Source organism: Vibrio sp. J383 (assembly GCF_023503985.1).
In the GTDB taxonomy this organism is placed as follows: domain Bacteria; phylum Pseudomonadota; class Gammaproteobacteria; order Enterobacterales; family Vibrionaceae; genus Vibrio; species Vibrio splendidus.
Window position 1 is genome coordinate 2,725,552 of the sequence record NZ_CP097293.1, and the last position, 26,637, is coordinate 2,752,188.

The window sequence follows — 26,637 nt, forward strand, 5'->3', positions numbered from 1 at the left end:
TACATGAATCTTTGTGTATCGAGTCAAATAGTTCGAGGAAAATTAACACCAAAATCGATAAATTGAGACTTAATTTTCAGAATAAAACATCGTTATTGAGCCCTGAATTCAATAATTAGAGACAAATAATGAAATATCTCCCTAGCTCCCAATAAATAATCAATTAATGCATATACTTAATTCAGTCTTTTGAAAGATTACTTGGCCTCACTCTAGGAGTATTCATGACAGCCGAATTAAGAAAAACGAAAATCGTCACAACGCTAGGCCCTTCTACTGATAAAGGTAACGTGCTTGAAGAGATCATCAAAGCCGGTGCCAATGTCGTCCGTATGAACTTCTCTCACGGCACCAGCGACGACCATATACAACGCGCAGAAAACGTCAGAGCAATTGCAAAAAGACTTGGCACTCAAATCGCTATTCTCGGTGACTTACAAGGCCCCAAGATTCGAGTATCGACATTCAAAGATGGCAAAATCCAACTTGCTGTGGGTGACAAATTCACTCTCGACAGTAGCCTAGGTTTAGGTGCAGGCAACCAACAAGCGGTCGGTCTTGATTATAAAGAATTACCTAACGACGTTTCAGCTAACGACATCCTGTTACTCGACGATGGTCGTGTTCAGCTGAAAGTGACCGAAGTGGAAGGCTGTCGCGTTCATACAGAAGTCATCATTGGCGGCCCACTGTCAAATAACAAAGGCATCAATAAAAAAGGCGGTGGCCTTTCCGCAGAAGCGCTGACAGAAAAAGATAAGCGCGACATCGTCACCGCAGCCCAAATCAAAGTGGATTACCTCGCAGTGTCTTTCCCACGCAACGGCGCAGACATGCACTACGCTCGTCAGCTTGCACGAGAAGCGGGCTTAGAAGCTCACCTTGTAGCAAAAGTAGAGCGAGCAGAGACGGTAGCCACTGTTGAGAACATGGATGACATCATAATGGCCTCAGATGTGGTCATGGTGGCTCGTGGTGACCTCGGAGTAGAGATTGGCGACCCTGAATTGGTCGGAGTACAAAAACAGCTTATACGCCGTGCTAGAGCGCTTAACAGAACCGTCATCACCGCAACTCAGATGATGGAATCAATGATCTCAGCACCAATGCCAACCCGTGCCGAAGTGATGGACGTTGCCAATGCGGTACTTGATGGAACAGATGCGGTCATGCTTTCAGGTGAAACCGCTGCCGGTGATTACCCGGTTGAAACCGTAAAATCGATGGCAGAAGTCTGTATTGGCGCAGAGAAAATGGCGGGCATTAATAACCAATCCAATTACCGTATTGACCGTACTTTTGTCACCGCCGAAGAAACTGTCTCAATGGCAACCATCTACTCTGCAAACCATATGGAAGGCATTAAGGGCGTAGTCACTCTCACCGAGTCAGGCCGTACTGCACTGATGATGTCTCGTCTAAGTGCTGATATGCCTATCTACGCGCTGTCTCGTAACGAAGGAACACTTAATCGCTGCACCTTATACCGCGGTGTGACACCTATCTACTTCGAGACAGAAGCGGAGGATAGCTTTGACATTGCCCTATCTACGCTCACTTGCCTAAAAGAGAAAGAGCATCTTAAGTTTGGCGATCTCGTGATCGTCACTCAAGGCGACATTATGGATGTGGCGGGCTCAACCAACTGCATGAGAATCTTACCTGTCACTTAATCAGTTGGTGTTTTAGGTCAGTTCGTTGATCAGCGACCCAGCCAAGATCAAAAAAGGGTTATTGAACTAAGTTCAGTAACCCTTTTTCACTTCAGAACCTTGTTAGCTCATTGCGTACTAACTTTCAAATTCGAGTATTACTTATCAATTTCGAATATTACTTAGCAATTTCGAACATTATTTATCAGCAGCGCAAGTCGCCAACTGTGGCATATGTGAGCTGCGAGCGTTTTCCGTTGAAGTATAGGTTTCTACAAATCGGTAACCCGCCTCTAAACCTAAGTCGTAATCGTACAACAAATCTTCCTTGTCACTCATCAAAGAGCTCGACTTAAGCGGTTTGCTGGGTGCAATTTGAACAACAAACGCATCGTCCGGTGGAGAGTTCAAAAAGTTCTGAGTTAATGAGTAGGTCTGATAATGAACCATCAACATGTCAGCTAAGCCAGAATCAAACTTATCGCCAATCAAATGACTTAAACGATAAATATCATCAGCACCAAATAGCCATCGTCCACCATTGAGCAGGTCAAGGTGCCCTCTATCGCGCTTTTGCTCCTTTGAACGGAGAATTTGCTGCTGAAAGAATGACGTCCAATCTGTTTTCCATTGTTCTACTTTTTGTTGCCAATGATCTTGCACACTATCAAACGACTCACGGAACCATTCCAACTCCTCAGCCGATATAGGCTTAGGTGCTTTCATTAAGGCATGTTTACCTTGAATCTCCTTGGATAGCTCGGCTCCCTCTTCCAATACAGGCTCAGTACGTATCACGACTATCGATCGAGCTTGCCTACGCCATGCTTCTTGCACAGGAATAGACGCAGACACGCCACCGTCAACATAAGCACTGTCACCAATGAAAATTTCATCATTGTACAGACGAGGGATGGCACAGGTCGCAATCATCACTTTGTACCAGTCTTCTCCCATCAGAGGAAAATAATGGTCTCGTAAATCTTTAGAATCCGTTACTGCCGCAGAGAAATGGCGATCACCTAAGGTTTGTCGTCCCAAATCAAGATCAAGCTTGTATGGGTAAGCCATGATCTGTTCTAAGGCCCACTCTAAACCTAAGTTCTGTCGCTTTCGTATATAAGAGAAAAGATTGAAGAATTCTGGAGCCGTCGTTAAATCAAGAACGAAAGAACGACCTAGCCCTTTATCACGACACAGATAGGCACACAAATTAAGCGCACCCGCTGAGGTGCCAAAGAATTCGTCGAAAGGGTCAAAATTAGAAAGAAGAAATGCGTCCAGCACACCAGCCGTAAAAATACTTCGCTGTCCGCCGCCTTGGGCAACCAGTGCTGTTTTTCCAGCAATAAACTTAGCGTAGTAATCTAAGTCTATTGCCGAATCAATATTGGTTATAATCCCACTATTCATGATTCCCTGAGTATAAAAACTCAGCCTCGCAATAGATGGTATTAGCTACCAATCGCAATAAAACCAAATGAAAGAATGATGGTATAGATGATCACTGTTATTTGTAGAGCATTTTTCAGATTATGGTCCATAGACACCTCTGGCTTATTATTAATTTGTCGAGTCTCTATATAAGTTCTATCAGGTGTGTGAAGTATCTTCAAGAATCGTCGAAATTAGTCGCACAATATTGATGTAACCATCACAATTAGTAAGTGTATGGATAAGGATATACTCATGAATAACAAAGCAAATATGATGGCACTGATTGCACTTTTCTCCGTTTCGAGCGTGTATGCTTCGCCGGAGATCATCATTACCCCGATGGTGGGTTATACCGGAGGCGGTAGTGTCGAAGACCAGGATGGTAAAACGTATGATATGAAAGGTTCGGAAAACTATACCTTTGCGATTGAAACGCCACTTGAGAAAGGACGTATCGGCTTTTTCTATTCAAATCAGAGCTCTGAATTAGAAACGCTCAACCTAAGCTCTTCCATCCAATACCTTCACTTTCAAAGCAGTATCTACTACCCTGCTTCCTCTGCGTTGTCAGGATATCTAGGGTTAGGTCTTGGTGCTTCTTACGTTGATGTAGATTGGGCGAAAGATAAATATGGGTTCTCAACTTCTATCTTTGGTGGCTTAGAGTACAAATTCAGTAACCGCTTAGCGTTAAATACACAATTACGTTGGCTAGGTACTGTGGTCGACAACGACACCTCTGGTGTTTGTAACGTACCGAGCAATGGCCAAGACTGTATCATCCGCTTTGATACTGACTGGATGAACCAATTCCAAGCCAATGTCGGATTGAGTTTTACCTTCTAATATTGGATCAATAAGTCTTTAGACTAGAAGTATTCTAAGGAAATGAAAAAACCAGCTTGATGCTGGCTTTTTCATTATAAAAACGGTTTTCAGTTCAACTTAGAACTTGTAGGTCACACCTAGTGCGCCGCCTACTTGTAACTCAACACCTTTGTACATGTCGAGCTCAGGGTGAACTTGTGCGTAAGCATTCCAACCTTCATAGAAATTCACTTTCACGCCTAGCGGCAAACGCAAACCAAAATCGTCATTCCATTCAGCCCAAGCACCTGCACCAACATACCAACTTAAAGGCGCTTCAGTTTCAAACTGACCACGCTTAAAAATATAGTCAAATGCGGCACCATCGTTACCAACGGTTGCACGATACTTTTGATCAAACTCAACAACGACACTTAAATCTTGGTCGAGGGCTAAACCAACTTCTAGGTTTGGAGCTTCAGAAGCGTGAGCGAACGAAATCCCACTGCAGCACATAAGGCCAATCAAGTAACGATGTTTCATAATATTCTCAGACTGTGTTTAAAAAAGGGAGTTTACTGGAATCTCAGCGAAAGGTGTCATCGCTAGGTAAAAGATAAAAGACACGAAAAATTTGGGAACGACCATCAATTGATCGAGTTGAGCGGTAACTCTCTGAGTTGATGGGGATTAAACGCAGAAAGGTCTTTCATAGAGCAGAAAACAAAAAAGGAGGCCTTTCGGCCTCCTTTCAATTTATTGAATCAGTGAATTAACCGTTGTTACGGATCCACTCATCCATATCTGTCTTAAGGTTGTCAGACTTAGTACCGAAGATAGCTTGTACGCCACCAGCAACTACAACAACACCAGCTGCGCCTAGTTTCTTCAGTTTGTCTTGGTCAACAGCTTCTGTATCAGCTACTGCAACACGTAGACGAGTAATACAAGCGTCAAGACCAGTGATGTTCGCTTTGCCACCGAATGCAGCAACTAACTCACCAGCAAGCTCTGTACCAGTTGCAACGATGTCGTCTTCTGACTCGTCTTCGCGACCTGGAGTTTTAAGGTCAAGTGCTTTAATCACAGTGCGGAATACAATGTAGTAAATTGCAGCGTAACCAATACCACATACAACCATTAGGCCCATCTTAGACGCGTTGCCAGATAGAACTAGGAAGTCGATTAGACCGTGTGAGAAAGATGTACCGTGTACAAAACCTAGAGTGTTCGCAAGAACGTATGCAGAACCAGCTAGTAGAGCGTGGATTGCGTACAGTACTGGAGCAACGAATAGGAATGAGAATTCGATTGGTTCAGTGATACCCGTTAGGAATGAAGTCAACGCAGCAGAAGCCATGATGCCCATTACTTTAGCGCGGTTTTCAGGCTTAGCTGAGTGTGCAATTGCGATTGCAGCAGCAGGTAGACCGAACATCTTGAACATGTAACCACCAGCTAGCTGACCGAAGCCATTGCCCGCTGCACGAGATGCGTCATCAGCAACTAGGTAACAAGTAAGAACACCGTTTTGAGTTTCGCCAGCAGCGTTTACACAAGTACCAGCTTCAAAGAAGAAAGGTACGTTCCAAACGTGGTGAAGACCAAATGGAATTAGAGAACGCTCAACGATACCGTAGATACCAAACGCCACTTGTGGGTTTTGGTGAGCAGCCCAATCAGAGAACGCAGAGATAGCGCCGCCAACTGGTGGCCATACTACAGATAGTAGGATTGCTAGACCAATCGCAGAGAAACCTGTGATGATTGGCACGGCACGCTTACCAGCGAAGAAGCCTAGGTACTCTGGTAGTTGAATACGGAAGAAACGGTTGAATGCCCAAGCAGCAACACCACCGACTAGGATACCACCTAGTACACCAGTATCGATTTTATCAACGCCCATTACACCAGCCATTACGCCAAGTGTAGCAGTCATGATGCCGTAACCAACGATAGCAGCTAGACCCGCTACGCCGTCGTTATTAGTAAAGCCAAGTGCTACACCTACTGCGAACAGTAGTGCCATTTGACCGAATACTGAACCACCCGCTTGTTCCATTAAGTTTGAAACAATTTCTGGAATGAAAGGAAGGTCTGCTGCACCGACACCTAGCAAAATACCCGCAACTGGTAAAACTGATACTGGTAGCATCAGAGACTTACCAACTTTCTGCAGGTTAGCAAAAAGGTTCTTAAACATGTTTATGCTCCTGATAAAGATAAAATAATTACATGGGTTCTAACGGCACACCCCCGTAGCCTATATGTTAGCACCCAGTGAAAATGTAACCATGTATTGCATTATATTTTCTGCCGCTAAATATATATTGATGCGGAACTAACTTTCTAGTCACTTACGAAATTTAGTTTCAAAACACGTCTTGGATCACATGTCAAATCTAGAAATGCAATGCTTTACAAGACATTAAATCATTGAAATATAAATATATTTTTTGATAGGTGCATTATTTTACTGGGTAAATAAAATAGGAGCTAATGTTATTTTTAGTAACAAAATTACAAATGATGTAAATAGTGCTCTCAAGTTCAACATAATTAGTAAACATTAAAAAAAAACGTACTTTTGGTGATCAAAAACACAAAAAGGGAGCTTTCGCTCCCTTTTATTTGTTTAGTTAGTTTTTTATCGCAAAAAAAGTTTTCGGTAATTTTTGGTTGTTTGTTCAGCAACCTCTTTCATTGACAGCCCTTTCAACTGCGCGATATAAGCCGCCACTTCGACCACATATGCAGGCTGATTCTGTTTACCTCGATATGGAATCGGAGCCAAGTATGGCGAATCCGTCTCGATCAGCAACCTATCTAGCGGTAGGTTTTTCACAACATCTTTAAGTTCTGTGGCTTGTTTAAAGGTCACAATACCTGAGATCGAGATATAAAAACCTAACTCCATTGCCGCTTCGGCGAACGCTTGATCTTCAGTAAAGCAATGAATCACACCGCCGCACTTCTCTGCTCCACCATCGCGTAAAATAGCTAACGTATCTTCACGCGCGTTACGCGTGTGGATGATCAAAGGTTTATTAAGCTCAACAGCCAACTCAACGTGCTGCTTGAACCTAAGCTGTTGTAGTTCTGCCGTCTCTGGCTGGTAGTGATAATCTAAGCCTGTCTCACCTATCGCCACAACCTTTGGATTGCTCGCATACTCACGCATTCTTTCTAGACAGAAATCGCTCTCTACATCGAGAGGGTGAACGCCACAAGAAGCTTTAACGTTATCGAACGGCGAGATCATCTCAAGCATATTTTCAAACGAGTCTAATGTCACACCGACAGAAAGCAGTTGGTCTACGTTTGCTGCCTTCGCCTTATTAACCACGTCTTCTACACTGGTGTGTAAATCTTGGTAATCCAGTTTGTCTAAATGACAGTGGGAATCTACGAACATGTTTCCTCGCAAGTGGCAATCAGCCAGTTCATTATGAGTAGCTCCGTATTGAGCCCGGGGTGTTGCTTTAACTGCTCAATCAATATCAACAGTTTATTCGATGCTGCGTAAGCACTTTGATAAGACATTACCTCAACCAAAGCTTTCGCACTCGGAGTCATCGCCTGATTCGCCAAAGCAAAATGCAGCTTTTGCACGTCAGACAGTAAGTGCCATAGCCAGCCTAGTTGAACCAAAGGGTCTTTACTAAGCTCTGTGGAAAACTTCAGCATGTCAGGTTGAGTGCCTTTGATTACATTGACAAAGCCATCGAGCACTTTTGTTGAGGCTTCAACACCGCCTTGCTCAAACATGGCTTTCGCTTTCAAAGGCGCGTTGTCATTGAGCGCTAGAATATACTGCGGAACCGCTTTACCTACTTCCCCATCGAGCCAAGTCGATCCAGTATCCAACTGTGGGCTAACCACATTGAATTGCTGACAGCGGCTAATAATAGTCGGCATTAAGCGATTACTGTTACGAGTAGAAAGAATGAAGATACACTTACTTGATGGCTCTTCTAGAGTTTTCAGCAATGCATTCGACGCCGATTCGTTCATCGCCTCTGCAGGGTTAAGCAAGATAACGCGCAAACCACCTAACTGGGACGATTGTTGAGCCCAGCGGTTACTCGCACGTACTTGGTCAACGGTAATCGATTTACCTTCTTTCTCAGGTTCAATCACATGGAAATCCGGATGACTCCCCGACTTCATCAATTCACAACTGTGGCAAAATCCACACGACTCGCTTTCGTAATTAGTACACATCAATGCATCGGTAAGTTGGCTAATCAGCGCATCAACGCCGAGCCCTTCCGGTGCATTAACAATCACAGAGTTAGGAAAACGCTCTGCATCGAGACTTTTTTTCCACTCACTCCATACCGGTGTGAGCCAAGAATACACTTCAGCCATGACTACCTACTGTTTATTGAGCCAAGCACTGAGCGCGACTTTAATATCAGCGGCTACTTGCTCAATTTCTTGCTGCGCATTAATCACGAGTACAGAATCGTCTTGCCCTGCAATTTCTAAGTAACGCTCACGCGTGCGATCGAAAAATGAGATGTCCATTTTTTCAATTCTATCAAGCTCACCGCGGCCTCTAGCACGCTCTAGTCCTACTCTAGGGTCTAGGTCCAAATATAGCGTTAGATCTGGCTTAAAACCGCCTAGCGTGGTTTCTTTCAGTGATTCCATCGTAGTGCGTGCGATCTGACGACCACCACCTTGATAAGCTTGAGATGACATATCATGACGATCACCCAACACCCATTTACCACTGTCGAGTGCAGGCTTGATGACGTTCTCGACTAATTGAACACGTGCCGCGTACATCAGCAATAGTTCCGTCATATCTTGAAGCTTCTCACCTTCGTGCTCTTCTTTAACCAATGAGCGCATCTTTTCAGCTAAGACAGTGCCACCCGGCTCACGAGTATTGACGATATCTTCAACACCCGATGCTTTTAATGTCTCAACGATGGCATTGATTGCTGTACTTTTGCCAGCACCTTCAAGGCCTTCAACTACGATAAATTTCGACTGATTCATAATTATTTCTTTATTTGTTTTTTCTTAATTGCTTTAAGTAAGCTCGTACTGCACGGTTATGCTCAGTCAAACTCTTTGAAAATACGTGACCGCCGGTTCCACTCGCAACGAAATACAGGTAGTTGCTCTTCTCTGGATTCAGCGCAGCATTGATAGACGCTTTGCCCGCCATTGCAATAGGCGTCGGTGGTAAACCACTCATTGTATAAGTGTTGTATGGCGTTGGAGTACGTAAGTCTTTCTTACGTATATTGCCTTTGTAACTGTCGCCCATGCCGTAGATAACCGTTGGGTCAGTTTGCAAACGCATACGCTTGTTCAAGCGATTAACAAACACAGAAGACACACGTTCACGTTCTGACGCTACTGCAGTCTCTTTCTCAATGATAGACGCAAGAATTAGCGCTTCATATGGCGATTTAAGAGGCAGTTTATCGGCTCTATTTTCCCACTCATCATTGACCACGTTCATCAGATCTCGGTGGGCACGTTTCAACAAATCTAAATCCGTTGTGCCGTAGGTATAGTGGTATGTTTCCGCTAAGAAAAGGCCTTCTAGCTTTTCATTTTCGATACCCAACTTTTCAGCGACCTCTTGTTCAGAGACACCATCCAACGTCTGCTGGATGAATTCGCTTTCTTGGAGCTGAACAAGCCATTCGTCAAAACGACTGCCTTCTACAAACGTAATAGTAAATTGGTGCTCTTTTCCTTCGACAAGTACTTGCAAAGCTTGCTCTAGCGTTAAACCCGGTTCGAGCAAGAACGTGCCTGCTTTTACGTCTACAAGCTCAGGATGTAACTTACGGATTAATTTCTCGTAAGGAGAAGCCTCAAAAAGCCCCTCGTTAATCAACTGTGCTAGAACACGGTTAAAGCTGCTACCTGAAGCAACGGTAACCACCTGCGGTTTTTCTAATTGAATAACTTGTTTCAGGTTATCTTGCGCTTGGTTGTAAACATAAAAACCAGCAGCAGCGGCTGCGATTAAGCACAAGGTAATAAAAATAAATAACTTTTTGATCACGAGTTTAGTTGTCCTTGAAGGCTACGAGTAACGGTTCCAATGTTGAATTGGGTATCACTAATACGGGTAACGGGGGCAACCCCTAAGATGGAGTTGGTCATGAAAATCTCATCAGCTTGCATGAGTTGAGATAAGCAGTAGTCACTAATTGTAACGGAAAGTTCAGCTTGATTCAGCGCGGTTAACACTTGCTTACGCATAACCCCCGCCACACCACTTTGCGTGAGTTGAGGTGTATATATCATCTGTCCTTTGCGCCAAAACAGATTGGCCATGGTGGTTTCAATCACATTGCCCGAGATATCAAGAACTACACCATCAGCTTCATCGGCCTGATCCATTTCATCTTTCATCAAGATCTGCTCAAGACGATTATTGTGCTTATGGCCTGCGAGCAATGGGTTCAAACCTAGTGCTTGTTGGCAGATACCGAGTTCTACACCAGAATCTTGCCACGCTGAATAATGACTAGGGAAATCAAATGTACTGATGGTTATCGTTGGCTTGGCGATGTTCTTGGTACTGTAGCCACGACCGCCGGCCCCACGGCTAACGTGTAGCTTTATCCCAGCTTTTTGATTATGAGGCTTGTTTGTATCATGAACGATCTTTGAACCATAAAGGCTCTTTGTTCCATGAAGATCGTTATCTTGGATATGTTGAAGTGCATTATCGATCCAAAGGCTAACAACATCCCAATCAAGTGTTGGAATACGTAACGCTTTAAGGCATTCGTCGACACGACATTGATGATCATAAAAATGCTGAACCTGACCCTCTTGGACAAGCATGGTGGTAAAACAACCATCCCCGTACTGGAACGAACGATCCAAGATATCGACAGTTTGCTGGCTTTCTCCATCAACCCAAAACATGTTTTTCCCCATAAAAAGAAACGGCTCAATGCTAAAGCATCAAGCCGTTTAAAAACAAGTCTAATTATGACTATCTACGAATGTTTACATCTTTAATAAGATGATTAAATCTTTTTGAAGATCAAACAGCCGTTTGTACCACCGAAACCGAATGAGTTACATGCAGCATATTCCATACCGCTAACTTTACGCGCAGTGTGGGGTACTAAGTCAATATCTAAGCCTTCTTCAGGATCATCTAAATTGATTGTTGGTGGAACAATTTGATCAATTAGAGACATCGCTGTGATGATCGCTTCAGCAGAACCTGCAGCACCTAGAAGGTGGCCTGTCATTGATTTCGTAGAAGAAACCAAGACTTGCTTGCTGCCTGCTTCGCCAAGAGCACGCTTGATGCCCTTAACTTCCGCTACGTCACCTGCAGGAGTCGAGGTACCGTGCGCGTTAACATAACCGATTTGTTCACCAGTAATGCCAGCATCACGCATAGCCGCTTCCATTGCTAGTGCACCACCAGAGCCATCTTCACTTGGAGATGTCATGTGGTAAGCGTCACCCGACATACCGAAGCCAACTAGCTCACAGTAAATCTTAGCGCCACGAGCTTTAGCATGCTCATACTCTTCAAGAACCATCATGCCTGCACCGTCACCAAGAACGAAGCCGTCACGGCCTTTGTCCCATGGACGAGAAGCTTTTTGAGGCTCATCGTTACGAGTAGACAATGCTTTAGCCGCACCAAAACCGCCCATACCTAGTGGTGTAGATGCTTTTTCAGCACCACCCGCTAGCATTGCGTCAGCATCGCCGTATGCAATCATACGAGCCGCGTGGCCAATGTTATGTAGGCCAGTCGTACATGCTGTAGAGATCGCGATGTTTGGACCGCGTAGGCCACGCATGATAGACATGTGACCCGCAATCATATTCACGATCGTCGACGGTACGAAAAACGGGCTGATTTTACGAGGGCCTTTTTCAGTTAGAGCCTTGTGACCGGCTTCGATCAAACCAAGACCACCAATACCAGAACCGATAGCAACGCCTACACGAGGAGCGTTTTCTTCAGTAATAGTTAGGGCTGAATCATCTAAAGCTTGAATACCTGCTGCGACGCCGTACTGGATGAACAAGTCCATCTTACGAGCATCTTTTTTAGTCATATACTCTTCGCAGTTAAAGTCTTTAACTAGACCTGCAAAACGAGTTGAGAAATTGGTTGCATCAAAATGATCGATATTAACGATACCACTTTGACCAGCTAGCAGGGCTTTCCAAGAAGATTCTACAGTGTTGCCTACCGGCGACAACATACCCATGCCAGTGACAACTACACGACGCTTGGACACGATATTACACTCCGGGGATTGAGGTGATTTAAGATGAGGATAGATGAGTTAGATAAAACACAGGCGGTCAAGGTGACCGCCTGGGAGAGATTATTACTGAGCGCTAGTTACGTAATCGATAGCAGCTTGAACAGTAGTAATTTTCTCAGCTTCGTCATCTGGGATTTCAGTGTCGAATTCTTCTTCTAGAGCCATTACTAGCTCAACTGTGTCTAGAGAATCTGCACCTAGGTCATCAACGAAAGAAGCTTCGTTTTTAACTTCAGCTTCGTCTACACCTAGCTGTTCAACAATGATTTTCTTTACGCGTTCTTCGAGGTTGCTCATTTTTTCTTTTCCTTTACAGAGTTCGCTTTATGCGATGTTTTCCGTAGTTTATTCAATCTATTGAAAGTTGCAAGGTCAACTTTTCTGGTCAAACCACAATTTTCACGATTTTAACCGAAATTACGTATGATCTTGACTTAAATCATGCACAAATGTTGCACATAATTTACACCATGTACATACCGCCATTGACGTGAAGTGTTTCACCTGTGATATAAGCTGCCGCAGGTGACGCCAAAAATACCACAGCTTCAGCGATTTCGCGAGGGTCACCTAGTCGACCTGCTGGTACATTCGCCAAAGTTGCTGCACGTTGGTCATCATTTAGCGCTTTAGTCATGTCTGTTTCGATGAAACCTGGCGCTACAGTGTTCACTGTAATACCACGAGACGCAACTTCACGAGCCATTGATTTAGTGAAACCAATCACACCAGCTTTTGCTGCTGCGTAGTTAGCTTGACCAGCGTTACCCATAGTACCTACTACAGAACCAACGTTTACGATACGGCCTTGACGCTTCTTCATCATGCCACGCAATACAGCTTTAGACATGCGGAAGATAGGCGTTAGGTTAGTATCAATGATGTCATTCCATTCATCGTCTTTCATACGCATAAGAAGGTTATCACGAGTGATACCAGCGTTGTTCACTAGAATGTCAATCGCACCGAATTCATCGTTGATGGTTTTCAGTGTAGCAGCAATTGAGTCAACATCAGTGACATTAAGAGCAAGACCTTTACCGTTCTCACCAAGGTACTCGCTGATTGCAGCAGCGCCGCCTTCAGACGTAGCAGTACCGATAACTTTAGCACCACGCTCAACTAAAAGCTCAGCGATTGCACGACCGATGCCACGGCTTGCGCCTGTAACTAGTGCAACTTTGCCTTCTAAATTCATCATAACTTCTCTATTAATTGGTTATTTACTTAGCAGCGTCTAGTGATGCAGTGTCATTAACTGCAGCAGCTGTCATAGTTTTAACAATACGTTTTGTTAGACCAGTAAGAACCTTACCTGGGCCAAATTCTAGTAGCTTTTCAACGCCTTGCTCATTCATCGCTTGTACACCTTCAGTCCAACGAACTGGGCTGTATAGCTGACGAACAAGTGCGCTTTTGATTTTTGCAGGGTCTGTTTCAGCAATAACATCGACGTTATTGATAACAGGCAGTGCCGGCGCGTTGAACTCTAGAGCTTCTAGAGCAACCGCTAGCTTGTCTGCTGCAGGCTTCATAAGGGCACAGTGAGACGGCACAGATACAGGTAAAGGAAGAGCACGTTTAGCGCCTGCTTCTTTACATAGTGCACCAGCACGCTCTACTGCTGCTTTGTTACCCGCGATAACAACTTGGCCTGGTGAGTTGAAGTTAACTGGAGACACAACTTCGTCTTGTGCCGCTTCTTCACACGCTTTAGCAATCGCTTCATCATCTAGACCGATGATTGCGTACATTGCACCAACGCCAGCAGGAACCGCTTCTTGCATCAGTTGACCACGTAGCTCAACCAGCTTGATCGCTTCTTTAAAGTCGATAACACCCGCACACACGAGTGCAGAGTATTCGCCTAGGCTGTGGCCTGCTAGGTTTGCAGGTTGCTCTAGACCAAGCTCTTGCCATACACGCCAGATTGCAACAGACGCAGTGAGTAGAGCTGGTTGAGTACGGAAAGTTTCATTTAGATTTTCTACTGGACCATCTTGAACCAATGCCCATAGATCGTAACCAAGTGCTTCTGAAGCTTCAGCAAATGTCTTTTTAACAACATCATACTGTTCGCCTAGGTCAGCAAGCATACCGATAGCTTGAGAGCCTTGGCCTGGGAATACGATAGCAAATTTGCTCATTGTAATTTTCCTTTAAGCAAAGCAAAAAATTGAATAAGGCACATAAGTAATGTGCCTTGTTTGTTGATTATCGCTTGGAGTTAGAATTTAACTAACGCAGAACCCCAAGTGAAGCCGCCGCCAAATGCTTCGAGTAGAAGCGTTTGACCACGTTTAATTCGCCCGTCGCGAACAGCCTCATCAAGGGCCGTTGGTACGGTAGCTGCCGACGTATTGCCGTGCTTATCAAGAGTAATCACAACTTGATCAAGCGACATCGTCAGCTTTTTAGCGGTTGCCGAAATAATACGGTAATTCGCTTGGTGTGGAACTAACCAATCAAGCTCTAACTTATCCATATTGTTCGCCGCTAATGTGTCTTTAACTAGCTTAGAAAGCTGAGTTACCGCCACTTTAAATACTTCGTTGCCCGCCATGTGCAGCCATTTGTCTGCATCACCGCCACGCTCTGGAACTTCTAGGCTTAGAAGCTCACCATATTTACCATCAGAGTAAATGTGAGTAGACAAAATACCTGGCTCTTCGCTTGCGCCTACAACCACCGCGCCTGCAGCATCACCAAATAAGATGATAGTAGAGCGGTCAGTCGGATCACAGGTTTTTGACAGTGCATCCGCACCGATTACCAAAACGTTTTTACACATACCAGTCTTGATATGTTGATCAGCAACAGACAGTGCATAGACAAAGCCAGAACACGCCGCAGCTAAATCAAACGCAGGGCAGCCTTTGATACCAAGCTTACCTTGTACCTGACATGCCGAAGACGGGAATGTATGGCTACTGCTGGTTGTCGCAACGATGATTAAATCAATATCTTCTTTGTCGATACCTGCCATCTCAATGGCATTCTCAGCAGCGTAAAACGCCATATCCGCAACGGTTTCGTTTTCCGCTGAAATACGACGCTCTTTAATACCTGTTCTAGCAACGATCCACTCATCGCTAGTCTCTACCATTTTCTCTAAGTCTGCGTTAGTACGCACCTGAGATGGCAAGTAGCTGCCAGTACCTAAAATTTTGCTATACATGAAGACTAATAATGCCTCTCGAGTAAAACCGCTTCCAAACGATCGCTAATGCGGCTGGGGACTTGTCGTTTGACCTCGTGTACTGCTTCACCAATCGCGTTGACGACTGCAGACACATCAGCACTTCCATGACTTTTAATGACAATGCCGCGCAATCCTAACAAACTTGCGCCGTTATACTGGTCGGGGTTCAAGGTTTTTAATTCAGTAAATAGCTCAGAAAACAACATTCTGGCGATCCAACCCTTTATTGTTGAAGCCATCATGCGCGTTTTTAGCTTATCAATAAAGAGCTGAGCCGTACCTTCGCACGTTTTTAAGCAGACATTGCCCACAAAACCATCACATACGACGACATCAGCAGCATCTTGAAGTAATTGATTACCTTCAATATAGCCTATGAAGTTCACAGACTGAGTATTAGACAACATTTCCGCGCATCGTTTCACAAGGTCATTGCCTTTGATTTCTTCTGCACCGATATTCAAGATAGCGACACGTGGAGCGCGACCTAAATGTTGTACTGCCAATGCACTGCCCATTACAGCAAACTGAAACAGTGAATCTGCGTCACTAGAAACGTTCGCTCCTAAATCAAGCATCCATGTACGGTTGCCAGAAGCAGTAGGCAAAGCTGAAACCAATGCAGGCCTATCAATACCAGGAAGGAGTTTGAGTCTGAAACGAGATAACGCCATCAGTGCGCCAGTGTTACCACCACTCACACAAGCATCAGCCTGTGATTCGGCAACCAGATCGATAGCAGCACGCATAGAACTACCCTGACTATTACGTAAGGCTAGTGAAGGTTTTTCAGAATTGGAAATGACTCGATCACAATGCTGGATACTCAAACGAGAATCAGGCATTCGACCTAATGAAGATAATTGAGATGTGATCGTATTTCGATCACCTATGAGAATGACTTTTAGCTCTGGGAAATACGACAGTGCCTGCACGGCGGCAGGCACTGTTACACGAGGACCGAAGTCCCCGCCCATTGCATCAAGCGCAACGGTTAGATTTTGCAAAGGTCAACCTTACTTGTTGATAACCTTTTTGCCGCGGTAGAAACCTTCGGCAGTCACGTTGTGACGTAGGTGAGTTTCACCTGAAGTTGCGTCTACAGAAAGTGCAGCTGTAGTTAGCGCATCGTGTGAACGACGCATGCCACGCATTGAACGTGATTTCTTGCTCTTTTGTACGGCCATTGACCCTACTCCTATGTAAATTCTTAAAGATACTTACTAATAAGTTACTTCTTTAAGTTTTTTAAAACATCAAATGGATTCGGCTTTTTATCTTCCTCAATTTCTTCAGGAAGTTCACCAAACACCAAGTTATTTGAGTTAACGCTACATTTCGCATCGTCGTGCATTGCTATTTGTGGCAATCCAAGGATGAACTCGTCTTCAACTAATTGAATCAGGTCTAACTCACCGTACTCGTTCAGATCTACCAAATCGTACTCTTCCGGTGCTTCCTCTTCGCTTTTCTCGCTGTAAACAGGAGTATAAGTAAATTGGACATCGCACTCATGTGCGAAAACCTCATTACAACGTTGACACTCTAAATCGACTTCGACGTTAGCTTTACCAGAGATAACGACTAATCGTTGTTCATCAAGCCCAAATGACATTGAGACTTGCGCGTCACGTTTTACGCCTTCAGTTGTTTCAGTTAAACGCTTCAAAAGACTGACTTGAATGATACCATCCATATCGAGTCGTTTTTGAGCCGTTCTTGCCGGATCAACTGTACGCGGTATTTTTTCCTTTTGCATAGGGCGCGAATCTTATCTTCCAAATCGTGTTTAGTCAAAGGAAATGGCAAAAAAAATGTACTTTCCTACCTTTCCTGTTCAGAGCATTATGAATAGCAGGATAAGTTACGTTATCCTGAACTAAATGCTTACACGAATTGTAAATTAAAATGAGAAATTACCAACTAGTTTTAGCTTCTACATCTCCATTTAGGCAAGAGATCCTCAAAAAACTACAGTTAGACTTTGTCACAGCGAAGCCTGACTGCAATGAAACACCACTTCCAGAAGAGACACCTCAACAGTTAGTGATGCGTCTTGCCGAGACAAAAGCCAAGTCTTGTACTGTCGAACAACCAAGCCTAGTGATTGGTTCCGATCAAGTGTGTGTGATCGATGGAGAAATCATTGGTAAACCACACACTCGTGAAAAAGCGATTGAGCAGCTATCTCGCCAAAGCGGTAAAAGCATCACTTTTTATACTGGGATAACCGTATGGAACAGTGAAACCAATAAAGCCGACACTCGTTTAGATACCTTCATCGTGCATTTCCGTGATTTAACACAGCAGCAGATCATTTCTTATGTTGAGAAAGAACAGCCTTATTACTGCGCGGGCAGTTTTATGTGTGAAGGGTTAGGTATCGCGCTATTTAAACAGATGGAAGGTAAGGACCCGAATACCTTGATCGGTCTACCTCTGATCGATCTGGTTGATATGTTAGAAGCGCAAGGAATGAGCGTACTATAACGGATACCCTCTCTTTGTTAGAGATTCCCTACTCCTTCCTTCGTCAGTCTAGGGAAGGACGAGGATAGCTACATTATCCAATCAGCTCATGATGTAGGACCTGACTTTAAAAAGTCGTCATCCTCAAGAGCGAGGAACGAGCGAGTTGGGGATCTTCGACAACAGATGAAAACAAAAAAGGTTGACGAATTTCGTCAACCTTTTTTGTTAGTAGATAGGTAAGGCTAGAAACAGCTAACCCTTTCGTATCTCGTATCTTCTTAAAGCTTACGTAGACCAGTGAGTGCTCTTTCTAGCCTTTTTTCCATTGGAGCCGAGATATCCATCTTCTCTTCGCTACCTGGGTGGGTAAACTTAATGTTGGCGGCATGTAAGAACAAACGATTCAATCCTACTTTACCCGTGTAAGCATCAAAACGACGATCACCGTAACGGTCATCCCAAGCAATTGGGTGGCCAGTATACTGAGCGTGTACTCGAATTTGGTGCGTACGGCCGGTAATTGGGCTTGCCTGAACTAACGTCGCATCTTGGAATTTTTCCAAAACCTTAAAACGAGTTTCAGAAGCCTTACCATTCGGGTTAACGCGAACAATGCTGTTTACTTCATTTTTCAATAAAGGGGCATTAACCACTTTACAGCTGTTCTTCCATTCGCCCATCACTAAAGCGAAGTAGTATTTTTGAACCGTTTTTTCACGGAACTGTGCTTGAAGGTGTCTTAGCGCCGAGCGCTTCTTAGCAACAAGCAAAATGCCAGACGTATCTCTATCAATACGGTGCACTAATTCAAGAAAACGAGCATCAGGGCGAAGTGCACGCAATGCTTCAATCGCGCCAAACTTTAGCCCGCTACCACCATGAACCGCAGTGCCTGATGGTTTATTCAGAATCAGCATGTGATCATCTTCATAAATGATGCACTGTTCTAATTCAGAAACCTTATTGAGTTTCGTGCTTGGCACGTTCTCTTCTGTTTTCTCTTCAATAGTGACTGGCGGGATACGAACTAAATCACCTGCTTTTAGTTTGTATTCAGCCTTGATGCGTTTTTTATTTACGCGGACTTCGCCTTTACGCACGATTCGGTAAATCATGCTTTTCGGGATGTTTTTTAATTGGTTGCGTAAGAAGTTATCAATACGCTGACCAGCCATATCTTCGTCAATGTCGACAAATTGGACTTGGGTTCTAATTTCGCTCATTGGGACATTGTATCACTGTCACTTTTGATAATTGAGATTTTCTTAACCCTATTCTGAACTTATTTATCTATAATCCCTGCCGATCTATCCCTAAAAGGTCATTGAAGTTCTATATTTCTTTGATTCTTCGAACAAAAAAGCACCAAGCTTCCTGCAAATTAAAATATCAATTGATAAATTATTTATAGACAGTGAGTTAGAGCTATCAAAACCCAAACAAAAACTGTTTTTTTTACCGCATTACGACAAAGCAGATTGCTGTGTTTACCGACCACTGCTATAGTTCACAGCTGCTATCAATGGATTGACTAATATTTAAACAGCTAACCATTCATAAGCAAGTAAATGAGTAGATGACTCAGATTAGACAGTGCTGCAATCGGCGTAAGACACGGTCAACTGAGTTCCTTATCGCTCTACTCACGTACACTCATGTTGAGTATTCACCGCCACATCGCGGATCATAGGCTAACTCCCTATGATGACTGACGTGCCCCAGAGCATCCCTACTCCAGCCGGGAGGCTGCACCGATAAAGCCATGGGATCTGGCACCATGAGAAACGAATAAAGCGATAAGACCAATGATGAAAATAAGAAAAGACAATGAGAATTTCTAAATGAAAAGAATGTTAATTAACGCAACTCAAAAAGAAGAGTTGCGTGTCGCTTTGGTTGATGGCCAGCGACTGTTCGATCTAGATATCGAAAGTCCAGGTCACGAGTCAAAGAAAGCGAATATCTACAAAGGACGTATTACCCGTATTGAACCAAGCCTAGAAGCGGCATTTGTTGATTACGGCGCAGAACGTCACGGTTTCCTCCCTCTTAAAGAAATTGCCCGCGAATACTTCCCTGAAGGTTATACATACCAAGGCCGTCCTAGCATTAAAGAAGTGCTAAGAGAAGGACAAGAAGTAATCGTACAAGTTGAGAAAGAAGAACGTGGTAGCAAAGGCGCTGCACTGACAACTTTCATCTCTTTGGCTGGTAGTTACTTAGTTCTTATGCCTAATAACCCTCGTGCTGGCGGTATTTCTCGTCGTATCGAAGGTGATGAACGCACTCAACTGAAAGCAGCATTAAGCACTCTTGAGCTTCCTCAAGGCATGGGCTTAATCGTGCGTACAGCAGGTGTTGGCAAAAGTGCGGAAGAGCTAGAGTGGGACTTGAACGTTCTATTGAATCACTGGGGCGCTATTAAGCAAGCTTCTGATTCAAATGCAGCTCCTTTCCTTATTCACCAAGAAAGTAACGTTATCGTTCGTGCGATTCGTGACTATCTACGTCGTGATATTGGCGAGATTCTAATCGACAGCAATACTATTTTTGAACGTGCACAAGCGCACATTCAATTAATACGCCCAGATTTCATGAATCGCGTTAAGAAATACGATGGTGAAGTGCCACTATTTAGCCATTACCAGATTGAAAGCCAGATCGAATCAGCTTTCCAACGTGAAGTTCGTCTTCCGTCTGGTGGTTCTATCGTGATCGACCCAACAGAAGCTCTAACTTCTATCGATATCAACTCTGCTCGTGCAACAAAGGGCAGCGATATTGAAGAAACAGCGCTAAACACTAACCTAGAAGCAGCCGATGAAATTGCACGTCAATTACGTCTACGTGACCTAGGTGGTCTTGTTGTTATCGACTTCATCGATATGACTCCGGTTCGCCACCAACGCGAAGTTGAAAGCCGTTTACGTGACGCCGTTCGTTTAGATCGTGCGCGTGTTCAGATTGGTCGTATTTCTCGCTTTGGTCTTCTAGAGATGTCTCGTCAACGTTTGAGCCCATCACTAGCAGAAGCAAGCCACCACATTTGTCCTCGTTGTACAGGTACTGGTGTTGTTCGTGATAACGAATCTCTAGCACTTTCTGTTCTACGTTTGATTGAAGAAGAAGCTCTGAAAGACAACACAGCACAAGTACTTGCTGTTGTGCCTGTTCCAATCGCCTCTTACCTTCTGAACGAAAAACGTCGCTCAGTAAACCACATCGAGAAGAACCAAGAAGTTAAGATCACTGTTGTTCCTAACTCTGACATGGAAACACCACACTTTGAGGTTATCCGTGTTCGTGAAGGTGAAGAGTTCGATCTACTCTCTTACTTGCTGCCTACCAAGCTAGAAGCTTTAAAAGAAGCAGAAAGCAAAGAACCAGTAGAACAGACTATTCGTCCTAAGAAGATCGAAGAGCCTGCTCTGAAAGGTTTCGCGGCTCCAGCTCAATCAGCACCTACTCCTGCACCAGCTCCTAAAGCTGTTGAAGAGAAGAAAGTTGAACCAGCTGCAACGCAAGAACCTAGCCTAATTGGTCGTTTCTTCAAAGCTATCGGTAGCTTCTTATTTGGCTCTTCAACTCAAGAAGAGAAGAAAGAAGAAGAGAAGCAAGAAGAAAAACCTAAGAACAATCGCAACAACGGTAACCGTCAACGCCGTGATCGTAACGACAACCGCCGTCGTAACCAACGTGGTGACCGTGGCGAACAACGTAACGAGCGTGGTGACCGTAGCGAACAACGTAATGAACGTGGTGACAATCGCAACGAAAACCGCGACAACAAACGCCGTCGTAAACCTGTACGTGATGAGAAACCTGAAGAGCAAAAAGAAGCAGCTCCACAGCAAACTCGTCAGCCTCGTAAGCCTAAGCAAGATCGTCGCAATAAGCCACGTGATGAGCAGAAGCAACAGGAAGAGCAAGTACCATCTAAATTAGCAGAAGAAGGTCTACAGCTAGCGGCAGAAGCTCAAGCTGATAAACCAGAAGCGCCAAAGGCGAAGCCTGAAGCAAAAGCTGTTAAGATCAAAGAGCGTCGTCAACGTCGTAAGCTGAACAAACTAGTTCGAGTTAAAGACCAACAAGCTCAAGCAGAAGCAGATAGCAACGCAGACAGTTCATCAAATGAACAGAAAGCGTCAGCTGCGACTCAAGCACAAGCAGCAGCTAAAGATCAATCAGTAGCACAAGAGCAGAAAGTTGCGGAACAAGTAGAAGCAACTCAAGCAAACTCTGAGCAAACTGAACAGGAAGAGCCGAAGCAACGTCGTAACCGTCGTTCTCCACGTCACCTACGTGCAAGTGGTCAACGTCGTCGTCGCGGTCGTGATCGTCGCCCTAACCCATTCCGCCTGCGTAAAGGTGGTGTAGCTTCTCCTGAGATGGCTATGGGTAAAGTGATGCCTCGCTTCATTCCAAAACCTCACCACAATCAGACAAAACCTGAAGTGGCGGAAATGGACGTTGCTGTTGAAGCTCAAGTTGCTACTGAAACTCAAGTTGCTGTTCAAGCTCAAGAGCAAAATACAGCTCAAGAGAATGCACCTCAAAGCAACGTAGTGATGGCTGGCGGTTTTGCTTGTCCTGAATTAGCTATGGGTAAAGTAATCATCTCTCGTGAAGACGCAGTTGTTGCTGAAGAAACTCGCTCTGAAGCTCAGGTAACTGAAGCTCCTGTAGTCGTTGAAACTGAGAAAGTTGAAGCTCCAGTGATTGTAGAAGCGACGAAAGTCGAAGCGGCTATTGCAGTAGAAGAGACAACACCAGTTGTTGAAGCTGAAGCACCTAAAGCTGAAAGTGCAAAAGTTGAAGAAGCGCCTGTTGTAAAAGCAGAAGCTCCTCAAACTGCACCAAAAGCAACGGTTGCTAAGAAGCAAGCAGGCTCACCAATGACTAAAGCTCCTGGTCCACAAGAGATCAAAGAGATTGAAGTTGTTGCAGCTCCGTTCCGCACTGAGCGTTTTGTACCGAAAGGTGCAGGTAGTCAGGCAGCGTCGAACCAAGCTGGCGCAGGTATGACTAAGCCAAACTACTAGCGATTACTGATAGATAATCACAAGTAAATAGAATCAAAGGCTGCTTATTAAAGCAGCCTTTTTCATATCTACTAATCGAATAAAAATTAACAGATATATTACTCAAAGTTAGGTTCAACCTTGAACTTAGTCACATTTTTGGGTAGCATTCGCGCACTTATCTTTTCGACACTTCGCTATTGCCGCTCTTTTCCATCACTGTTTGGCTACGCAATACACTCGTGTCGGTAAATCCATTTTTAGCATAGCTGAGCAAACATGTTCGAATTCCCACAATTTTCAAAGCACTCTGTAAAGAATGACGTGCTTTCAGGTCTTACAGTAGCCCTAGCTCTGGTACCTGAAGCCGTAGCATTCGCCTTTGTTGCTGGCGTTGACCCAATGGTTGGTCTTTACGCAGCATTCATCGTAGGTTTAATCACTTCCGTCTTCGGTGGTCGTCCAGGTATGATTTCTGGTGCCACTGGCGCAATGGCCGTTGTAATGGTGAGCCTAGTGGCAACCCATGGCGTTCAATACCTATTCGCAGCCGTTATGCTGGCTGGCCTTCTGCAAATTGCAGCGGGTGTATTCAAGTTAGGCAAATTTATCCGTATCGTTCCACACCCAGTAATGATTGGTTTCGTGAACGGTTTGGCAATTGTGATCTTCCTAGCTCAGCTTGGTCAATTTAAAGCGCCAGACGTAACGGGTGCATTAACTTGGTTACCAAGCGGTCAAATGACACTGATGTTAGGCCTAGTCGCGCTCACTATGGGTATCATCCACTTCCTACCTAAACTCACTACAGCAGTACCTTCTTCATTGGTAGCTATTGTAACGGTAACGGCTTTGGTTGTAGGCCTTGATCTTGAAACTCGTACTGTTGTTGACTTCCTACGTACTATGTCTGGTGACGAAGCCGCTACGCTAGCGGGCTCTCTACCAACGTTCTCTATTCCTGCAGTTCCGTTTTCTTTCGAGACACTTCAGATCATCCTGCCATACGCAATTATCCTTGCAGCTATCGGCCTGATCGAGTCTCTACTGACACTAACGGTACTAGACGAAATGACAAACACTCGTGGCCAATCTAACCGTGAATGTGTTGGTCAAGGTATGGCTAACGTAACGTGTTCTGTATTCGGTGCGATGGGTGGTTGTGCGATGATCGGTCAATCGATGATCAACGTAAACTCAGGCGGTCGTGGTCGTCTTTCAGGTATCGTAGCGGCAGTCGCACTACTGATGTTCATCCTGTTTGGTTCTGCACTGATTGAAATGATTCCTCTAGCAGCACTTGTGGGCGTAATGTTCATGGTTGTTATCGGTACGTTTGAATGGGCAACCTTCAAGCTTGCGCGTCGCGTTCCTAAGCAAGATTTCTTCGTTATCGTTCTGGTTACCGTGGTAACAGTACTAACGGACCTTGCGGTCGCTGTTGGTGTGGGTGTTGTTGCTTCGGCACTAATGTTCGCATGGCAACATGCTAAACACATCTACGCAGACAAATCAGTTAACGCTGAAGGCTCTAAAGAGTACAAAGTTAACGGCCCAATCTTCTTTGGTTCAACCGCTAACTTCCTTGAATTGTTTGACGCATACAACGATCCACAAGATGTTATCGTTGATTTCGCCAACTCACGCGTAACAGACCACTCTGCAATTGAAGCGATCGACACGATTGCTGACCGTTACGCTGCACTAGGTAAAACACTTCACCTTCGCCACCTAAGCCAAGACTGTGTTGCTATGCTGCACAAAGCCGGTAGCTTAGTTGAAGCGAACGTTGCAGAAGACCCAATCTACAAAGTAATGTCTAAGTAAGCTTAGTCATTGCTTAAATGTCTCGTCCTAAAATACGTTGACGATTTTAGTAAGCCAGTAACGCAAGTTGCTGGCTTTTTTCATGCATCTTATTTGGCGTATTCATACCTAAGCTGAGATGCGGCCTCATTTCGTTGTACGTATATATCGACTCCTCAACAAGCGTTTTCAACTCACGAAGATCTTTGCACTGAGTAAGCAAGAATTCTTGCTTGAGGATACCATTGACACGCTCAGCTAACGCGTTTTGATAACAGTCATAACCATCCGTCATTGACGGTGTTATGCCATGCTTTTTAAGCTTCTCTTGATAAAGACTAGAACAATACTGAAGCCCTCTATCTGAGTGATGGATTGTCGCATGACGATAACATCGAGTTTTTACCGTCATATCTAGGGCCTTCACAACATCGCTCGCTTTCATTTCATTGCTGACTTCATAACCCATGATTTTACGACTGAAGGCATCGGTAACCAATGACAAGTAATGAACGCCCTCGTTCGATTGAACATAAGTGATGTCGCTCACCAGAACTTCTTCTGGTTTGGACGGAACGACTTCTTTTAGCAAGTTCGGATGTTTTTTCATCCAGTGCCTACTGTTCGTTGTTTTGGTGTAACTTCGTCTCGGCTTAACGAGTAAGCGCTCTTCTCTGAGGTAATTAAACAAAGCATCACGGCCAAGTTTTATTCCCTTAGCTATCAACTTCGGCTTCAGTAAGAAATAGAGCTTACGAGCTCCCAGCCGAGGCATGAACCGTCTTAGTTCAAGCACCATCTCTTTCACAGGAGCAAGCTCAGCCTGACGAGTGGTCTCACGCTTTTCTCTCTGATAGACACACTGACGAGATATATTGAGCAATGAGCAAGCTTTATTTAAGCTTACTTTTTTCTCTTTTTGAAGGCTTCTTGCTCCTTCGCTATATACTTTTTTCTTAGCGACATCCCGTGCTCAGCATCAAGAATATCAACAACCCTATTAAGAAGAAGGCATCTGAGACGTTCATCTTCGAGCTCTTGTTCAAGTCGTTTTATTTTTTGGGCAGGCGTTTCATTCGCTCTCGGTGATTTAGGCATCGTGCTCTTCCTTGGATTGGTAGTCCAATCCATTTTGCCATGCTTTCTTAACCAAGTAAGAACAGTCGAACGACCTTGTATGCCGTAAATTGATTGGGCTTGTTTATAGGTCATGTCGCCTTTTTCGATGGCGTCTACAACCTGCAATTTAAAGCCTAGTGTGTAATCACGCTGAGTGCGCTTAACGTAGTGTTTATTTGGAATGGTCATCATTAATCCTCAATGTGTAAACACATTTCAGGACGGGACAAAAGCTAGATTTAGAAAGGCCGACATTCGATGTCGGCCTTTTTTATACCTATCGGTCAGCCCTTGCGCTGATCACCAAACGACGAACATTGTTCCTAAACTACATTGAACGCAGTATCGCTTCGCTAGACTCTTCGATTAAATCCAACACCAACTCAAAGCCATTTCCCTCACCATAATAAGGATCCGGTATCTCTTGATATTGTGACTCTCCAAAGCTCAAGAATAGAGCAAGTTTGTATTGAAGGTGGGCTGGGCACTGATTCGTTAAATCATCTAAATTCGCCCTATCTGCCGCGAGGATCAGGTCAAATTCTTCGAAGTCATTATCAACCACTTTACGAGAAGTAATCCCCTTAAAGCTGTAACCTCGCTTCTCTCCTGCAGATTTGGAACGCGAGTCTGGCGGGTTGCCTTGATGAAAACCAACCGTCCCTGCAGAGTCGACCACAACGTCAATATCCATCTGTTGAGCTTTCTTTCTAAGCACCGCTTCACCTGTTGGCGAACGACAAATATTCCCCATGCAAACAACGAGTATCTTTTTCATCCGTAATCACCTGTTCTTCCGATGGTTTTTGCTATCGTTAAGTTAGGCTATG

At 44.4% G+C, this 26,637-nt stretch carries 25 protein-coding genes; 5 read left to right on the plus strand and 20 right to left on the minus strand.

Annotated elements, in window-relative coordinates:
• Positions 1-224: 224 nt before the first annotated feature.
• Positions 225-1,673 carry a pyruvate kinase gene (pyk, locus tag M4S28_RS12210; RefSeq protein WP_004736568.1) on the plus strand — a complete coding sequence of 483 codons (1,449 nt, stop codon included), beginning with the start codon at positions 225-227 and terminating at the stop codon, positions 1,671-1,673.
• Positions 1,674-1,850: 177 nt separating this feature from the next.
• Here pyk and M4S28_RS12215 read toward each other — a convergent pair whose 3' ends face one another.
• Positions 1,851-3,065, minus strand: a complete 1,215-nt coding sequence (locus tag M4S28_RS12215) for a patatin-like phospholipase family protein (RefSeq protein ID WP_017088593.1) — start codon at positions 3,063-3,065, stop codon at positions 1,851-1,853.
• A 41-nt stretch (positions 3,066-3,106) separates the two neighbouring features.
• The gene (gene cydH, locus M4S28_RS12220; RefSeq protein WP_102466665.1) at positions 3,107-3,196 is read right to left on the minus strand and encodes a cytochrome bd-I oxidase subunit CydH; all 90 of its coding nucleotides are present in this window, start codon (positions 3,194-3,196) and stop codon (positions 3,107-3,109) included.
• 145 nt (positions 3,197-3,341) lie between these two features.
• Here cydH and M4S28_RS12225 point away from each other — a divergent pair, with 145 nt between their 5' ends.
• Positions 3,342-3,935, plus strand: a complete 594-nt coding sequence (locus M4S28_RS12225) for a porin family protein (protein WP_249631888.1) — start codon at positions 3,342-3,344, stop codon at positions 3,933-3,935.
• A 99-nt stretch (positions 3,936-4,034) separates the two neighbouring features.
• On the opposite strand, the gene M4S28_RS12230 is transcribed toward M4S28_RS12225, so the two are convergent.
• The 15 genes from M4S28_RS12230 to yceD form a co-directional block, all read right to left on the minus strand.
• On the minus strand, positions 4,035-4,439 hold the full coding sequence (locus M4S28_RS12230; protein WP_017078132.1) for a hypothetical protein: 405 nt from the start codon (positions 4,437-4,439) through the stop codon (positions 4,035-4,037).
• A gap of 229 nt (positions 4,440-4,668) precedes the next feature.
• Positions 4,669-6,099, minus strand: coding sequence for a PTS glucose transporter subunit IIBC (ptsG, locus tag M4S28_RS12235; protein ID WP_004736562.1), 1,431 nt, complete (start codon positions 6,097-6,099; stop codon positions 4,669-4,671).
• A gap of 444 nt (positions 6,100-6,543) precedes the next feature.
• Positions 6,544-7,311, minus strand: coding sequence for a TatD family hydrolase (locus M4S28_RS12240; protein ID WP_017093784.1), 768 nt, complete (start codon positions 7,309-7,311; stop codon positions 6,544-6,546).
• A complete protein-coding gene (locus tag M4S28_RS12245) occupies positions 7,302-8,267 on the minus strand; it encodes a DNA polymerase III subunit delta' (RefSeq protein WP_017078130.1) in 966 nt (321 codons plus the stop codon). The genes M4S28_RS12240 and M4S28_RS12245 overlap by 10 nt, the downstream gene beginning before the upstream one ends.
• Before the next feature lie 6 nt (positions 8,268-8,273).
• A complete protein-coding gene (tmk, locus tag M4S28_RS12250) occupies positions 8,274-8,906 on the minus strand; it encodes a dTMP kinase (RefSeq protein WP_102442254.1) in 633 nt (210 codons plus the stop codon).
• Between the two features lie 10 nt (positions 8,907-8,916).
• Positions 8,917-9,933, minus strand: coding sequence for an endolytic transglycosylase MltG (gene mltG, locus M4S28_RS12255; protein WP_249631889.1), 1,017 nt, complete (start codon positions 9,931-9,933; stop codon positions 8,917-8,919).
• Positions 9,930-10,808, minus strand: coding sequence for an aminodeoxychorismate lyase (pabC, locus tag M4S28_RS12260; RefSeq protein ID WP_249631890.1), 879 nt, complete (start codon positions 10,806-10,808; stop codon positions 9,930-9,932). Before pabC ends, mltG begins: the two co-directional genes overlap by 4 nt.
• A gap of 104 nt (positions 10,809-10,912) precedes the next feature.
• Positions 10,913-12,157, minus strand: a complete 1,245-nt coding sequence (gene fabF / locus M4S28_RS12265; protein ID WP_004736554.1) for a beta-ketoacyl-ACP synthase II — start codon at positions 12,155-12,157, stop codon at positions 10,913-10,915.
• A 93-nt stretch (positions 12,158-12,250) separates the two neighbouring features.
• Positions 12,251-12,484 carry an acyl carrier protein gene (gene acpP, locus M4S28_RS12270; RefSeq protein WP_012603569.1) on the minus strand — a complete coding sequence of 78 codons (234 nt, stop codon included), beginning with the start codon at positions 12,482-12,484 and terminating at the stop codon, positions 12,251-12,253.
• Positions 12,485-12,650: 166 nt separating this feature from the next.
• Positions 12,651-13,385, minus strand: coding sequence for a 3-oxoacyl-ACP reductase FabG (fabG, locus tag M4S28_RS12275; RefSeq protein ID WP_010437280.1), 735 nt, complete (start codon positions 13,383-13,385; stop codon positions 12,651-12,653).
• A 25-nt stretch (positions 13,386-13,410) separates the two neighbouring features.
• Complete coding sequence (gene fabD / locus M4S28_RS12280) at positions 13,411-14,334, minus strand: ACP S-malonyltransferase (protein WP_249631891.1); 924 nt, start codon at positions 14,332-14,334, stop codon at positions 13,411-13,413.
• Positions 14,335-14,414: 80 nt separating this feature from the next.
• Positions 14,415-15,365, minus strand: a complete 951-nt coding sequence (locus M4S28_RS12285; RefSeq protein WP_249631892.1) for a beta-ketoacyl-ACP synthase III — start codon at positions 15,363-15,365, stop codon at positions 14,415-14,417.
• A gap of 5 nt (positions 15,366-15,370) precedes the next feature.
• On the minus strand, positions 15,371-16,396 hold the full coding sequence (plsX, locus tag M4S28_RS12290; RefSeq protein WP_249631893.1) for a phosphate acyltransferase PlsX: 1,026 nt from the start codon (positions 16,394-16,396) through the stop codon (positions 15,371-15,373).
• Between the two features lie 9 nt (positions 16,397-16,405).
• Positions 16,406-16,576, minus strand: coding sequence for a 50S ribosomal protein L32 (rpmF, locus tag M4S28_RS12295; protein ID WP_004737376.1), 171 nt, complete (start codon positions 16,574-16,576; stop codon positions 16,406-16,408).
• A 44-nt stretch (positions 16,577-16,620) separates the two neighbouring features.
• Complete coding sequence (yceD, locus tag M4S28_RS12300; RefSeq protein ID WP_004733994.1) at positions 16,621-17,148, minus strand: 23S rRNA accumulation protein YceD; 528 nt, start codon at positions 17,146-17,148, stop codon at positions 16,621-16,623.
• 149 nt (positions 17,149-17,297) lie between these two features.
• Here yceD and M4S28_RS12305 point away from each other — a divergent pair, with 149 nt between their 5' ends.
• A complete protein-coding gene (locus M4S28_RS12305; RefSeq protein ID WP_054547254.1) occupies positions 17,298-17,879 on the plus strand; it encodes a Maf family protein in 582 nt (193 codons plus the stop codon).
• Between the two features lie 260 nt (positions 17,880-18,139).
• Here M4S28_RS12305 and rluC read toward each other — a convergent pair whose 3' ends face one another.
• Positions 18,140-19,084, minus strand: coding sequence for a 23S rRNA pseudouridine(955/2504/2580) synthase RluC (gene rluC, locus M4S28_RS12310; RefSeq protein WP_017078123.1), 945 nt, complete (start codon positions 19,082-19,084; stop codon positions 18,140-18,142).
• 618 nt (positions 19,085-19,702) lie between these two features.
• Between rluC and rne the strand changes: the two genes are divergently transcribed.
• Together rne and M4S28_RS12320 are read left to right on the plus strand one after the other, a co-directional pair.
• Positions 19,703-22,903, plus strand: a complete 3,201-nt coding sequence (gene rne, locus M4S28_RS12315) for a ribonuclease E (protein WP_249631894.1) — start codon at positions 19,703-19,705, stop codon at positions 22,901-22,903.
• Positions 22,904-23,161: 258 nt separating this feature from the next.
• Positions 23,162-24,709, plus strand: coding sequence for a SulP family inorganic anion transporter (locus tag M4S28_RS12320; protein ID WP_004733998.1), 1,548 nt, complete (start codon positions 23,162-23,164; stop codon positions 24,707-24,709).
• Positions 24,710-24,755: 46 nt separating this feature from the next.
• Here the strand turns inward: M4S28_RS12320 and M4S28_RS12325 are convergent.
• Together M4S28_RS12325 and M4S28_RS12330 are read right to left on the minus strand one after the other, a co-directional pair.
• Positions 24,756-25,996 (minus strand): IS3 family transposase gene (locus tag M4S28_RS12325; RefSeq protein WP_445329536.1). Its coding sequence is split into 2 segments (ribosomal slippage): positions 24,756-25,624 and positions 25,624-25,996, totalling 1,242 coding nucleotides; the frame shifts between segments, so codons are not numbered across the junction.
• A 139-nt stretch (positions 25,997-26,135) separates the two neighbouring features.
• Positions 26,136-26,585: a low molecular weight protein-tyrosine-phosphatase gene (locus tag M4S28_RS12330; protein ID WP_249631896.1), complete on the minus strand. Its 450-nt coding sequence runs from the start codon at positions 26,583-26,585 to the stop codon at positions 26,136-26,138.
• Between the last annotated feature and the right edge of the window lie 52 nt (positions 26,586-26,637).

Coding starts and splice junctions, on each gene's coding strand:
- pyk (WP_004736568.1), top strand. CDS start 225: ATGACAGCCGAATTAAGAAAAACGAAAATCGTCACAACGCTAGGCCCT.
- M4S28_RS12215 (WP_017088593.1), bottom strand. CDS start 3,065: ATGAATAGTGGGATTATAACCAATATTGATTCGGCAATAGACTTAGAT.
- cydH (WP_102466665.1), bottom strand. CDS start 3,196: ATGGACCATAATCTGAAAAATGCTCTACAAATAACAGTGATCATCTAT.
- M4S28_RS12225 (WP_249631888.1), top strand. CDS start 3,342: ATGAATAACAAAGCAAATATGATGGCACTGATTGCACTTTTCTCCGTT.
- M4S28_RS12230 (WP_017078132.1), bottom strand. CDS start 4,439: ATGAAACATCGTTACTTGATTGGCCTTATGTGCTGCAGTGGGATTTCG.
- ptsG (WP_004736562.1), bottom strand. CDS start 6,099: ATGTTTAAGAACCTTTTTGCTAACCTGCAGAAAGTTGGTAAGTCTCTG.
- M4S28_RS12240 (WP_017093784.1), bottom strand. CDS start 7,311: ATGTTCGTAGATTCCCACTGTCATTTAGACAAACTGGATTACCAAGAT.
- M4S28_RS12245 (WP_017078130.1), bottom strand. CDS start 8,267: ATGGCTGAAGTGTATTCTTGGCTCACACCGGTATGGAGTGAGTGGAAA.
- tmk (WP_102442254.1), bottom strand. CDS start 8,906: ATGAATCAGTCGAAATTTATCGTAGTTGAAGGCCTTGAAGGTGCTGGC.
- pabC (WP_249631890.1), bottom strand. CDS start 10,808: ATGTTTTGGGTTGATGGAGAAAGCCAGCAAACTGTCGATATCTTGGAT.
- acpP (WP_012603569.1), bottom strand. CDS start 12,484: ATGAGCAACCTCGAAGAACGCGTAAAGAAAATCATTGTTGAACAGCTA.
- fabG (WP_010437280.1), bottom strand. CDS start 13,385: ATGAATTTAGAAGGCAAAGTTGCACTAGTTACAGGCGCAAGCCGTGGC.
- fabD (WP_249631891.1), bottom strand. CDS start 14,334: ATGAGCAAATTTGCTATCGTATTCCCAGGCCAAGGCTCTCAAGCTATC.
- M4S28_RS12285 (WP_249631892.1), bottom strand. CDS start 15,365: ATGTATAGCAAAATTTTAGGTACTGGCAGCTACTTGCCATCTCAGGTG.
- rpmF (WP_004737376.1), bottom strand. CDS start 16,576: ATGGCCGTACAAAAGAGCAAGAAATCACGTTCAATGCGTGGCATGCGT.
- yceD (WP_004733994.1), bottom strand. CDS start 17,148: ATGCAAAAGGAAAAAATACCGCGTACAGTTGATCCGGCAAGAACGGCT.
- M4S28_RS12305 (WP_054547254.1), top strand. CDS start 17,298: ATGAGAAATTACCAACTAGTTTTAGCTTCTACATCTCCATTTAGGCAA.
- rluC (WP_017078123.1), bottom strand. CDS start 19,084: ATGAGCGAAATTAGAACCCAAGTCCAATTTGTCGACATTGACGAAGAT.
- rne (WP_249631894.1), top strand. CDS start 19,703: ATGAAAAGAATGTTAATTAACGCAACTCAAAAAGAAGAGTTGCGTGTC.
- M4S28_RS12320 (WP_004733998.1), top strand. CDS start 23,162: ATGTTCGAATTCCCACAATTTTCAAAGCACTCTGTAAAGAATGACGTG.
- M4S28_RS12330 (WP_249631896.1), bottom strand. CDS start 26,585: ATGAAAAAGATACTCGTTGTTTGCATGGGGAATATTTGTCGTTCGCCA.